At 44.1% G+C, this 13954-nt stretch carries 6 protein-coding genes; 1 reads left to right on the top strand and 5 read right to left on the bottom strand.

The window, feature by feature from the left end; translation table 11 throughout:
• Positions 1-311: 311 nt before the first annotated feature.
• The 4 genes from RDO37_RS06110 to RDO37_RS06095 all read right to left on the bottom strand — a co-directional run bounded on the left by RDO37_RS06110 (position 312) and on the right by RDO37_RS06095 (position 11658).
• Positions 312-1931: a hypothetical protein gene (locus tag RDO37_RS06110; protein ID WP_308498453.1), complete on the bottom strand. Its 1620-nt coding sequence runs from the start codon at positions 1929-1931 to the stop codon at positions 312-314.
• Positions 1932-2658: 727 nt separating this feature from the next.
• Complete coding sequence (locus tag RDO37_RS06105) at positions 2659-4374, bottom strand: hypothetical protein (RefSeq protein WP_308498452.1); 1716 nt, start codon at positions 4372-4374, stop codon at positions 2659-2661.
• A gap of 1301 nt (positions 4375-5675) precedes the next feature.
• Positions 5676-8006, bottom strand: coding sequence for a suppressor of fused domain protein (locus RDO37_RS06100; RefSeq protein ID WP_308498451.1), 2331 nt, complete (start codon positions 8004-8006; stop codon positions 5676-5678).
• 2311 nt (positions 8007-10317) lie between these two features.
• Entirely contained in the window at positions 10318-11658 is a 1341-nt protein-coding gene (locus tag RDO37_RS06095; protein WP_308498450.1) for a DUF4253 domain-containing protein, read from the bottom strand.
• A 1005-nt stretch (positions 11659-12663) separates the two neighbouring features.
• Here RDO37_RS06095 and RDO37_RS06090 point away from each other — a divergent pair.
• Complete coding sequence (locus tag RDO37_RS06090; RefSeq protein ID WP_303074946.1) at positions 12664-12912, top strand: hypothetical protein; 249 nt, start codon at positions 12664-12666, stop codon at positions 12910-12912.
• A gap of 131 nt (positions 12913-13043) precedes the next feature.
• Here the strand turns inward: RDO37_RS06090 and RDO37_RS06085 are convergent.
• The coding region (locus tag RDO37_RS06085) for a hypothetical protein (RefSeq protein ID WP_308498449.1) at positions 13044-13954 on the bottom strand (911 nt) is incomplete at its 5' end.

Genomic DNA, 13954 nt, shown 5'->3' with positions numbered 1-13954 from the left:
TCATGGGTCATGGGTCATGGGTCATGGGTCATGGGTCATGGGTCATGGGTCATGGGTCATGGGTCATGGGTCATCTGACATTTGACACATGGATGAGGCTGCGGTGTGGGCCTGTGATAGTGCCTGAGTCTATTGGCTGGCTTGCTAGGCCAATGATTGATGGTGCTATGGAGGATAGCTCAATAAGCAGCTGCAGTAATGGCTGTAGAGTGCTTGATGGGGCGCGTGATCGCGAGGTATCGTGCTCATGAGCAGGGCTTGTAAGAGCCTGCCCATGAGGTGTGTAGTTTGATTGGGTTTGTGCTCTGGGGTTATTTGCCTTGGGACATGGTAGCGTATTTACCAAGCACGTATTGCTCGATGCCGTCGGTAAATTCGCTTACAAGCTCGCCAGGGCCTTTTAGAACGGTAGCTTTAACACCTGCACATAGTGGGGCATAGAAGGCCTCAGAGACATTCTTTTCTTGCTCAAAGAACTCGCTTGCCATGCTTAAAAAGCTTTGGCAAAACTCGTAGTTGAGAAAGTCGATGTAGCAATAGTTGCAACCAGTAGCACCGCCGGTAAATTGGACTGGAAGGTCACTAAGCTCACTAAAGAACTTCTCGCAACGCTCACGTACTCCAATCATCTCGCTAGCAAAGGCTTCATCTGAGACAGCATGGCTAAGCTTAAAGCCAAAGAATCCTGGAATAGTGCCATCTTCAAGTAAGCGGCCAAAGATGTCGTAACGATAGTTGTAGTACTCATGGATAGATGAGTTAACTGCAGTAGAACCAATAAAGACATCAAAGCGCATTGGCTGATAACGCTGATCGTTACCGTCAAAGTCATAAGATAAATAGCTTTGCTTTAAAAACTCATTGGCAGTGATGGCGGTATTAAAGCCAATTGCTGTCATCTTCTCGTAGAGCTTATCAAGGGTGAAGACGCCTAGCTCCTCGTTGTACTCACCTTGGGTTAGATCTCGCTCTTCAGTTGCAATCCTTACATTGTCGATAAAGGCCATGCGACAGATAGTGCCTAAAGAGTAGTCTAAAAGGCCAGTGATAGCCTCCATGACCACAGGGCCGCGACGCTCATCATTAAGGTAGAGAGCAACACTTGGGGCCCACAGACACACATCAGCAAAGCGTGTAGAACGCTTGCCATTACAGATAGTTACTTGAATCTCTTCTGCTTTAAGCGTAAAGACACTATTGCGTACCATTGCTTTGGGAATCGGCTTAGTATCGATCACAAACTCCCATGAGTCGGTACCGAAAAAACTCTTTGGTCGTTGGGAGACAAAGTAGCTCATCTCAAAGAGATCTTCTTTAGAGCCACCGCAGAGCATGGTCAAAACAATCTTCTTGCTGTCTTTAAGATAGGCGACATAGAAGTTCTTGCGAAAAACAAAAGCTTCAGCCACTTTAGAGCCAATTTCAGTGGCTTCTTTTTCGCTGATGTTAGGCTGACTTAAGCTGTTGTACACCTCATCTCTAATCTGCTTTAAGTTAGCCCAGGTTTGCTTAACTTTGGAGTTGAAGCTAACAAAGTCAGTTAAGTCGCCTAAACGGTCATAGCACATGCGAGCAAGCTTAGTTAAAGAGACTCGCATGATATTGTCGTGATCATTTTTGTCGATGAATCTTAAGGCGGTTAAGAAGCATTCTAAAGCCCCAGTAATAGCGCCTGTATGCAAGAGAGCAAAACCGTAACGTAAAAAGAAGTTAGGCGAGTGACGCATCTTTTGCATAATAGGTCGTAACAGCTCTAAAGTCTTTTCAAAATAGCTGTAATCATGCTCTAGACCGTAATTGTTATAGGCACGGGCTAGCTCCATGATCTGCTCAGTTGAACGAGCATGTTCAGGTATAGCCTCGATAGCATCAATGATCTTCTTAAACTGGCGTTCCTGATGCCATTGATTGCACTGTTCCATCAGATTCACAACATTAACCTCGATTTGCCTAGCAAACATATTCCGAAGGCTAGAGCTACAATGATACGCTAACGCACAACTTCATAGAGCTGCTTGCCACTACCATAAGCGCAGTAAAGTGAGCATATTTAAGCTCTACCAACACTAAATCAGTAAGATAGCCACCACAAATTAAAGACGTGCTATGCATAGCTTAGCGCAAAGGGCACTATGATAAGCCGTATCTGATAAAAGTTATAGTCCTGATGATATTTTCATGCACAAAGATACTATTTTTAACCTTGATGTCCAGCAAGCGGCCATAAACGCTACCACAGCCGCCATTACAAATCACGCCATCACCCGGCTCTCAGTAGCAAGCTACTTAAGGCATAGTGTAAGCACATTTATTGCCTATTGCTGAGTAATTCACATAAGTCATGCTAAGCTAAGTAAGCTAAATACCACACGGCAAAACTCGAAAGTGATGATAGGCAACAAAAGGGCTCAAACGCCAAACAGTTCTGCATCAAAGAGTACTGCACCAAATATCAAAGCACTAAGAGCCTGGCTGAGCTGCTAGATGGTGGTAATTAAGGGGGACAACAAGTCCCCATCAAATAGCTTTAAAGACTGACAAATTCATGGTGAGGCATGAGTATAGTTATTGTTAGGCATTCAAAAGCACAGATTTTTTAAATTACTCTCGTTACCAGACATCCAATGATAAAGCTTGGGCTCTTGCCTTGGGCTGCCTTTAGAGGTCTTTGCCTAGGATGTAGTCTTCAAGGCGAATGTTAAATTGCTCCTTTTTCTTTTTGGTAGCACGGGTTAAGAAGACAGGTGGTATCAGTGCACACATCGGGGCATAAAATGCGCTTTTGATATAACGGACAGAGCTTACAAACTTCTTAAGCTGCTTGATAAAGTCAGGACTTAAGTCGTAGCAGATAAAGTCGATATAGATGTATTTACGGCCAGTGGCGGTACCAGTGCAATGTACGGTGGCAAATGAGCCATTGCAGAAGAAGTCTTTAAACGCCATTTCAAGGGCAGTTTCTGGACAGACATAATCGGAGATAACAGCCGAAATAAATTTACCGTCATCGTCATATGTATATTTTTCAGGCTGAAAGTACTCATCTCTATCGAGCTCGATGCCTAGAAAGCCTGGAGCAACGCCATCATCAAGACGGGTGGCAAAGGTCTCATGTCTAAAGGTGCAATATTCGCTGATGCTACTTGGTATGGAGCTAAAGCCTTGGAACACATCGGCACGCATTGGCTGTACATCGTTGGTAAGACCATCATCTTCGTACTTTAGCTCACAATCTTTTAGATACTCTCTAGCATTAATGGAAGCGTTGTAGCCAGCTTGATTAAGCTTGTCAAAGAGCTCATCTAAAGTGACAACGCCGATAGATTCGTCATACTCATAAGAGGTTAGCTCATACTCATCACTAACGCATATGATGTCTTCTACTAAGGCAAGATAGGCAATCTGACCTAAAGCATATTGCACAAGGTCATGCATAGCCTCATAGACTATAGGACCACGGACTTCATCATTGAGGTACAGACCAACACTTGGTGACCAGACCTTAAGTCTTACTTGCTTAGAATAATCATTAATTGGAGGAAGGATAGCTACCTTAGTCTCAACACTCTTAATGGTGAATAAGTTGTTGCGGTAGATAGGCTTTTGTGCAGGGCCTTTGTCGATACTAAAGCGCCAGTCGTTGTTGTTTAAAAGCTCATCAGGGCATTGGAGGACAAAATATACCAGCTCATAGAGCTCTTCTCTGTTACCTTGTGAGATGAAAGTAACTTCAACTTGTCCAATATCATTATGGAAAGTGATTAAGAAGCCCTTGTTAATCAGTAGAGCATTGCTAAAGAGAGGGACGACTTCGCTCGTATCACCATAAGTGCCAGTCACTTTCTTTTGCGCAACAGCTTCTTCAAAGATATCTTTAATCTTGCTGCTGACCTTGAGGATATTATCCCAAGATGCTTTGACCTTGTGCTTATAGGTCTCAAAGCATACCTGACCAAAGCCACCACGAGCTTGCTTGTCATGGCCAAGTAAGAGGCTGAGCTGATCAATACAATCGTGGGCTTTATCTAAGAGATACTGTGTCTGTTCGCTCTTGTCGTCTTTGCTAATACGCAGCGCATCAAGGTACTGATCTAAAGCTCGAGCTAGGTCACCTTTGTTAAATAATGCATCGCCATAGAGCCTATGGAAGCTAATGGTAGTTTGTACATGTTGTCTAAGACTTGCAAAAGTCTCACAAGCCTTCTCAATGTATCCAAGATCACCGCATTCAATTCCATAGTAGTTATATGCCTGAGCAAGGAGTAAGTTCTCATCAGAAGATCGACTGCTTTGAGGAATCAGCTCAATGGCCTCAATAATCCTAAGGTAGTTTTGTTCCTCAAGCCACAGCTGGCATTGTTCTAGTAGATCCATGATGAACTCCATCTTTCCATAGCTTATGCTTGCTACCAACCACTCTAGCTATCAGAACCACTAAGCATAGTAGCCGCACAATCACCAGGCACCGCAGCCAACTACGTAACCGCAACGCACTGCAGTTCAAAGCAAAGCCATGCCAAGCCAAGCACAGCAACGCAAAGCCGCAGCACCACAAACCTTGCTTATGGATGCTGACCCCAAATGCGCAGCAGAGCAAAGTCACCGATCCGAGGCAAGAAGGCAGAGCCAAGCTTAAGAACACTCATAAATGGTGTATGTGATAGTGGCAACTAGAGCAATTAACAGTAATTAATAGACTTGAGTGATTACACTAGCACCGTTATGAGGCTAGAACCAATACCTAATTAATTAATTGTGACGAGCCCCATATCAAATGGGTCTAGCACCGAGCTAAGCGAGGCATTTGATGGTTGCAAAGCAACAGATAAAACACCTAAGCTGCAACAATTTCAAGCATCTAAGTACGTCCCTCAAACAAATTGGAACATAAGCTCATGTAGACACTCATCGTTGCTGTCAAATAACTCTAATACCCACCAAGTCCTAAAGCCCATATGCTCAGGAGGCAGCTATCTTTGAGCCATTAGGCAGGTCGTCTCCTTCTCTACCATGCAAAGACAAAGTCACTACCACCTCGCAGCATAGAGCCGAGCTCAGCAGGCTGCATGCCATGCACAAGCTGCCAAACTCACTGATTTAGACTAAGAAAGAGCATAGAAGGACTAAACTACGAGCTCGCAACTAAACTACTGGGCTGCAGCAGTAAAATGAGCCCAAAGACATGTCTGCAGCTATAGGCTTCAGTGCTTGTTGCAACTTTTCAAAGCGGCAGCGGATATGCGCTCAATTGGCCAAATAAAGCGGCTGTTTAGGTATATGAGGTCTGTGAGTACGCTGCTGAATTGCTTGAAATAGCTTGCAGAAGAGCTCATGAACTCAGCTTAGCTGACGTAGTGAGCTTTTGGCATGTTGTGGGCAATGAATTTGTGGCTAGCTAAATTGCTTTGCTAAGTAGCTGTGGATAGAGCAAGTGGATCTCAGGCTAGTGCATCTATCTTGGCAGGATTGCACTAAGGAGCAATTAACAGGACTACCATGGCTTTGGCTTTGGCTTTGGCTTAGGCTATGGATGTAGCCATGAATACGCACTGCTTATCCTCAACAGAGGCTAAGTGTGCCTGTGCAGCTTATGCAGCAATCAAGCTGATAAATGGAGAGGCAGGTTGAGTTACGTTTGGTGGATAAAGCGTGGCTTGAGGCCACGCTTATGGGGCTTATTTGAAAAGAGTAGGGTTATTGAACTGCACGGTAAAGCTCTTTCTACGCATAAGCATAGTGGAGATGGCCTCACTTGAGGCTTGCAGCTCATAAGGGCTTTCGTAATAAACACCACCTGAAATTGCGGTAAGCTCCATCATAAGCTGCTCACGCTGCTTGTCTGATAATACCTTGCCCATGCAAAACTCAATGGAGTCTTTGCAAATGATAGCTGGCATGGCCCCATAGTAGATGTAAAAATGGTATGCCATGGCTATGGTTAGATGTGGCAAGAGGCCGTTTTTTGGACCATAAGGCATATAGGCAAAGACTTCCCATGGACGAGCAACTGGCAAGTCGATAGCAATCATGCTCTTAGTGAAGGTTCGTTCAATATTTTGGTAAAAAGTAACGAGATCGTATGGATTAGAGCAAGTGATTGTGCCAACAGCTGGGCTTGCCACTACCTCAGGATCTAAAGAGCAGTGCAGAGGATCTTGGATAGCATCAAAGAGGTATTGCTGTCTCTTTTGGGTATCAGCATCGGCATTTTTATCAACTGAAAATGCCCGCATAGCATTGTAGATACGCTTAAGCTTTGGCCCGTAGGAGGCAAGCTCAGGAAACTTTGCTTTGAGCTTACTTAAGGCACCAAAGATAGTGGACTCAAAGAGCACTGGAGGTGTGTTGAGAGCCTGCTGTCTAAAGTGTCTAACTACAGCCATATCCATGTCATAAGGATCGCCTTGATCTTGGGCAATTGGATAGTAGTGCAGATTATACGAGCCATCCTCACAACGCATGGCATCTTTGTTTAAGGCAAGCTCCCGACCATGGCTGTCATACAGGGGAGTTGTCTCATCATGACTCTGATTTAACCCATTACCTAAAGCATGCAAAGCATCTTGATTATGGGTAGAGCAGCCGTCATTTAAGCTATCAGCTGCAGCATCTTGTGCATTTGCATAAGGAACAGATGGAGCTGTGTCCTTGATAGTCTTAATGAAGTCTTGGTAGATTTCATGGCTAAGCTCAATGATAACTGGGACTTCTTTAGAACTGAGCATTTGTCTATGGCCTACACGCAAGGTTGTGGAGACAATGCAATCTGAGTTCATGCCAGGTATATACCAAGACTGAGTTCCTAAATAACGTCTAAAGAAACGATAGAGTAGGAAGTTCTCGGTATTCGGACTAGTACGCATGTTAATAAAATCATGAAAACGCTGTTCAATGATTTGCTTTTGGTTTTGATAGTACTCCTCGGTAAAAGGCACAAAGAGATAGGCCTCATCCTGAAACTCTCCAGAGTAATAACGCTTGACACCAAAATAGTTTAGTGAGTACGAGTCCACGTCTTTTGCATACATTGGGTTGGACTTCTCAGAGAAGTAGAACTGATTAAATGACATACCCAATGAATTAAAGATACGACGGTCAAGAATGCCGTTTAATACCTGACGAATAAAGTGCCTTAAATCAGTAACCTCACCAGTCTTTACTTGATTTATTATGGCACTAGCATTCTCCTGAAATGGCTCACACATGAGGTCATTTTCAATGGCAAAGCGCAAGTAGATGGCTAAGTGATTAGCTGCAGCTAAGGGTTCAACTTTTAGCTTTTTACTCTCAATAGAGTAGGCATGCCAACGTGCATCTTCCATGACTACGGCACCATAGGCCGCCTCTGAGCTAATGCCATTGTCTCGATCATTTGTGGTAATCGGGGTGACATAGGTCATGGCATTCATAAACTCTTCACGACCATTTTCGAGTAAAAAGTCATACTCGTTTTGGTATAAAGGCCACACGAAGTAGTAATTAATGATGTCACCATCAGGTAGATGACAAGCTTGAGCCTCTGTGTCAAATGCCTTAAAGAGAGTATTTAAGACAATAGAGTTAAGCTCAGTCTCTTTACAAAATGGCTCACCATTAGACCAACGATAACCCCAGGATAAAAATACCTCAGGATCTTCAATACTCTGCCTTGCTAAGGTCTTTAAAAGACGAAGTGGCCAGTAGAATTGATCTTCATGACTTGGCACTTCCCAGTCAGGATCAAGCAGCATCACGAGCTCACCACGCTCGATTTGTTGGTCAGCTAAATCCTCAGGCACATTCATCTTGTGAGCACCCATGCCCAAGGTGATTAAAGTGTAGAAATTTTGGTTGGGTGTAGGCTCGATAACAGCGATTTCAACGCATATATCTGGGGATACACGTTCAGATAGAAATAGATCTGGCTCGCCAAAATACTTTACTATATGATGCATAAGGCTTTGACGAGTTGCTTCAGTATAGAGTTCACGTGTGTTATTAACTGAGTGAACGCTGTTTGATGACATGTACATTCCCTGATTGATATAAAAACCGCTACCATTAACTAGGCAAGTAGCCACCGATCTAAAAGACCACACCACCGACCCAACGCCAAGCCAAGCCAAGCCAATAAGGCTAAGCCCAAAAGCCACAGCCAAGCCAAAAAGGCCAATCCAAGGCCATAGCAAAGCCTAGGAACAAGGCATGACTAAAGCGCCAAGCTAAGGTCTTAGCAACAGCCCCAAGCAATATCACCGCACTAGCAAGAGTGAACCTGCAGCTACAGCTATTGAAAGCTACGGCAGTGCACAAGATAACACCATGCTAGGCGTATCAATAGCCAAAGAGGAGCTAGGTACCACGGCTATGCATGATAATGCTTAAAATCACAGTAACAGCAATGTAAGAGCTTAAGCCGCTGACTTTTGCTATTACATATGACAAGGCCTTGTATAAGGCTTTGGTAACTATGCTTTAAGACCATGAACTGATGGTGATTAGGTATAGCTATGCTCTTTTGTGCTGCTTATTAAGAGGCATAAAGGCAATACATCGTGTCATCGGCATTGCTAAACATGCAATGGGGTGGCTCAAGTAGTGATTAACTTTGTCCGTTAGTGTGCTTTGATGAATGTATTTCTTTGCTACGACAGTGTTTGTTAGCTTTAAGCTAGTCGTGCGTATCCATGCACTCAATACATAAGCATTTAAGTAAATACGGCAGATGCTGACGCTCATGCATGTGATCTTCTAAGCAGTACCTGACAAAAAAGTTAAAGCCCATTTGAGAGTAATTCTTTAAGTGAGCTAGCTTTAATGACAGGTACTAGGCTTTGCTTAAAAACCTAAGTAGACCAAGCACTAATTAAGTTAGCAGTTAAAGTATGAAGGTCTAAGACCCACCTGTGTCAAAGTGCCCATCAATCAAGGTAAACATGTAAATTTACTTGATAGCTGGTCATCAAAAACACGGCATAAATTATCTCATGTACAGTTAAGAGGACTTTCACCACTGCGATCAAAGTATTTAACCCGCATAAATTAGGGGTTTTTGAGCAATAGATCATGCATAAGCAGCATGCAAAGCATATTACATTACAATAAATGAATGTTCATTCATTGTAATGTAATATGCCCATCAAAACCCTTGCTTAGATTGAGATTCTCATTAACGAGTCACAACTCGGTCATACAAACTTACACTAGCAGCACCAGATCTCAGCCAAGCCCAGCCCCAATCGTCTTGGCAAACAGCATAGACACGCCATTTATGCCAAGATAGCTCCTGCAGAGCACCAACAGCACTACTACCATGACCAAGACAAACTAAATTTGACCGATTTTGCCCCATGCTTGTTTTGTAGCCATCGAAATTCCCTTTTCAGGACAATTACCCCCTCATCAGGCCGCACTAAGCATCATAAAAAGACGCAGATCCCAACTAAATCGCTCTAGGCATCAATACACAGTACCAATCATCTACAGTGCACAAGCATAGCAAGAACACAAAAGTGGCAACACTCACCAGATGCACCACCAGCAAACTCCTATCCAAAAACATGGGCATAAGCTTTTAGAGCCACTCCAGCTCATTTAGCTGCTACTAAGAACACTAGTGTCTGAAGCTTGTAGCACTAGATGTAAGGCAGCTCATGAAGCACATTAAGCTGCAGCTACAGACTGCATGCACACATCACTCTTGAGGCACATACTAAGGCATAGACCAGCACAAATTAGACGCTGCAGCATATAGCAATGTAATGGAGGCAGCTAATGCTGAGCTGAGGCTGATTGTCATGATTAATAACAACAAGAGCCTTCTGAACAGCTTTGAAGGATAGCTATTTAAGGTTGCCCATAAGTTTGGCTAGGGCATATGCTTTCAAGATCCATTGGCTTTTGAAGCTCATGCTGTGGCAGATACTTGAGTCATGGTCAGACAGACTACAAAGGCCCATAAGAATATGTGAGGCCCTTTTTAAGGCTATGCCGGGCTAACTTGAAGCAAGCTGGACACTTCCACAAGCCGTAAAGAAAACGCATGAGGCACTTCAGGGGCAGTTGCAAGGGATGAAGTGCAAGACTGAGCTTATCTAATCTTGGCCACGCTTGGCATGGCTTGGCCTAGGTTGTATTGGGCTTTTGCGGTTAGAGTCGTTAACTCGAGGCAGGCAGTAATTAACTACTGGCATTGAGGATAGGCTTAAATAGGTAGTTTTGCAGTTGGTTTTTTGGTTGGGATATTAATAACAAAGCCATGCTCGATGATGGGAGCATGGCTTTGTAGCTAAGCTAGATGATGTAGCTTAGGTGTTACGATGGTCAGGCTTGGTGAGATTAGTACTCATCAAAGTTGGCATCGTCGGCATATGGATCGTATTCATCGTCGCTAGCAAGGCCAAATGGGCAAGTCCAGACTTGGGCACGAGTTAAGTACTCAGCAAGGTCGGCAATGGTGGCATTACTTGCTTGAGTTTGCTCAAGAGCACGTGGGCAGAATAAGAAGAGCTCCTCAGCAGCCTGCATAGCTACGTCCTCTTCAAGTGGCTCATCGAGGGTAAACTCAATGCAATCAGAGGTAATGACAGCTACTCTTGCACCATACTTTTCGTAAAAATAGTGAGCAATGGCCACAGACATGGATGGCTCTGGGCAATCGTTATATGGACCAAATGGGATATGGGCCAGAATATGGGCTGGATGCTCTAATTTAAGATTGCTCAGAACTAAAGGAGCAGTGGTGTCATTTTCACCAGTCCAATATGAGTCAAATTCTGTTGAGTTGATAAGATTAAGAGGATCACCGCCATCCATGGCAATGTCAAAGTTGCCTCTAATCTCATTTAAAGTTAGGCCTTCTTCATTAAGCTCGGTCTCACGCTGATCTTGTAAAGACCCGAAGATGTCGTCGATTGAAGAGATCATGTCCTGAGCCTCATCGATAAAACGACGACGGCTATCTTCTACTTCCTCGACATTGAAATGGAATACATCATCATTGGCAGTAGATGGGCTTGATTGTACGATTAAACGCTCCAAAAGCTCTTCTTCAACTGCTACGAGCACAGGATAAAAGCCCTCAATCTTGCCCTTTAAATTCTGATAAGCAAATTGAGCAGCAATACTGTCGTCATCGTTCACAGATGGAATAAACTTGCTCTCAGGGCTGATATATTCCATAAAAACTTCAGCAAGCTCTTCATGGTGAGGATCTTCAATCACCTCAAGGCCGTTAAAGGACTCAAAGCGGGCCTCAAGGTACTGATTAGCAGTCTCAATAAACTCATCGTATGGAATAAAGAGATAAGGCATGCCATGGTACTTGTGGTAGGCCTTTTCATAGTCACCAAAGCACTCAAGAGCAAAGAGGTTGAGATCCTCATATAAGTTAGGACCAGATGAGCCTTCAGCTACATAGTAATTGAAAAACTCTGCACCCTCGTCAGTAAACATGTCGGCATTAAGGTCTGAGCCTAAGTCATCCTTGATGACGTTACGCAAATCTACAAAGCGCAAATCGCCGTATTTGTCCTGTAAAGTGCTCAATAGGTCTGGGTCTACGAGCTCTTGCTCTATCATAAAGCCTAAGAATACGGCTAGATGGTTGTAAGCATTGATCTCATCGACATCAAGTTTTAGAGATCTAATCTGGTCTACTATTTGTAAAGCAGTTTTCATAGGCACTCATCATAAAATCGTACAGCTAGTTCCATCCTAAGCTGCATCAGTTAAACCCAACCAAGAAGCACTTGCAGTCATACTGCACATTAGCAATTGAATATCCTGGCCTTATTATTTGGTTGCAATGCCTGCACTCAGGCTCATAAAGACAGATTATCGCCATCCATAGCATGCCACAACAGCTTGTGTGTCATAGCATCTAACCATATCTCAACAAACGTCACATACTGACTTTCCCAGCAAGTGAGGATATAGAGCCTTAATCTCACTAAATTATTCTCAGTCTCACCTCACGTAAGCACTCTTAGCCATACGTAGCAAGACTTTTTAGGCATTGCACTCTCCATCATATGTTAAGAGACTTAGTCTAGTCTTAGTACGCAACTATAAGCACCCATGTCAAAGGCAGGGTAGGCAGCTCTCGTCCAATCCTCTGTAGCTAACTACCCACAAATCTCGAAGGCCGCAGGCATAAAAAACACCCACCAAGCCAAAAGCAGCCAGCATAAAAAAGAGCTACTAGGCTAAACGCAGCTGGCCGTGTAAAGACGAATACGGCCCTGTAGCCACTGGGTGTGGATAAGACAAAGGTGAATAAACTTAAGCGCTTATCACAAACAACGAAAACGATCTACAGCCTCAAAGAAGTTTATCCTTGCGGATATAACAAATTCAAGAGGCAGCAGGTGGTAAATGTTCTTTAGTCGATAAGCGAAACTCTTGAGAGGTGTTGCTATAGCTGTTATTGACCCGAAAAGGTAGTAAAAAGAGCCCAGTGTGTAACGCAACCCAAGGCAGAGCAACACATAGAGGTAGCTTGATAACAGGAAGCTACGCAGCTTAACAGGCATGAGTGAACCTTTTAGTTGTATAGAGCTTGTTAAAGTACCGCTGGTTCAATAGTTTGAAGCTCAATAAGCTATACTAAAGAAAGTGCTGATGTAAGGTCAGCAGTGCAAAAGATTTAGGACAAGGCTATCGCTTGATAGCAAAGGGATGATTATGAAGTTAATTACCATTACTGCTGTAGTTGCTATGGCATTACTTACAGCATGTTCTGCCAACAAGCGTGCTCAGTTTAACCGAGATATTAACCATGCTGGCCATCAGGTAGTTAAAGACACTAAGGCCATGGGTAAGAGTATTCAAAAGGGTGGCCACAATATTGTTAAGGGCACCAAGAAGGCAGTGAAGAAAGTAGGCAAAGAGTTTGACAAGATGGGTGATCAAATCGAAAGAGATCTGTACTAATACCCACAAATGCTAAGCAAATAGCTCTTGAAGCCAACCGTTGCTAAGCAACAGCTTTTGCCAAAGTGCTAATGAAAAGGCCACCCCATGGGTGGCCTTTTAAATTACTAACAAATGTGAACTTGTAAAGATTACTTCTTAGTAGTCTTCTTAGCTGCGGTGGCTTTCTTAGCAGGTGCCTTCACCTTAGCTGCAGTCTTTGTTGCAGTCTTGGTTGCAGTAGCCTTGGCAGCGGTCTTAGCAGGTGCCTTTACCTTAGCAGCAGTCTTTGTTGCAGTCTTGATGGCAGCAGCCTTGGTAGCTGTCTTAGCTGGTGCCTTTACCTTAGCAGCAGTCTTGGTTGCAGTCTTGATGGCAGTAGCCTTAGTAGCTGTCTTAGCTGGGGCCTTTACCTTAGCTGCAGTAGTCTTTGCTGCAGTCTTAGTGGCAGTGGCCTTGGTAGCTGTCTTAGCTGGTGCCTTTACCTTAGCAGCAGTCTTAGTTGCTGTCTTAGTGGCAGTGGCCTTGGTAGCTGTCTTAGCAGGTGCCTTTACTTTAGCAGCAGTCTTAGTTGCTGTCTTGGTGGCAGTAGCCTTGGTAGCTGTCTTAGCAGGTGCCTTTACCTTAGCAGCAGTCTTAGTTGCTGTTTTGGTGGCAGTAGCCTTGGTAGCTGCCTTCTTTGCAGGTGCCTTTACCTTAGCTGCAGTAGTCTTTGTTGCAGTCTTGGAGGCGGTATTCTTGGTAGCTGCCTTAGCAGGTGCCTTTACCTTAGCTGCAGTAGTCTTTGCTGCAGTCTTGGTGGCAGTAGCCTTGGTAGCTGTCTTGGCTGGGGCTTTTGCTTTGGTTGCAGTTGTCTTTGTTGCTGTCTTGGTGGCAGTAGCCTTGGTAGCTGCCTTAGCAGGTGCCTTTACCTTAGCAGCAGTCTTAGTTGCTGTCTTGGTGGCAGTTGCCTTGGTAGCTGTCTTAGCAGGTGCTTTTACCTTAGCTGCAGTTGTCTTTGTTGCTGTCTTGGTGGCAGTAGCCTTGGTAGCTGCCTTAGCAGGTGCCTTTACCTTAGCAGCAG

This window comes from uncultured Anaerobiospirillum sp., from assembly GCF_902485895.1.
GTDB lineage: Bacteria > Pseudomonadota > Gammaproteobacteria > Enterobacterales > Succinivibrionaceae > Anaerobiospirillum > Anaerobiospirillum succiniciproducens.
Note: the sequence above shows the minus strand (reverse complement) of the source record. Positions and strands in the feature narration are given on the sequence as shown.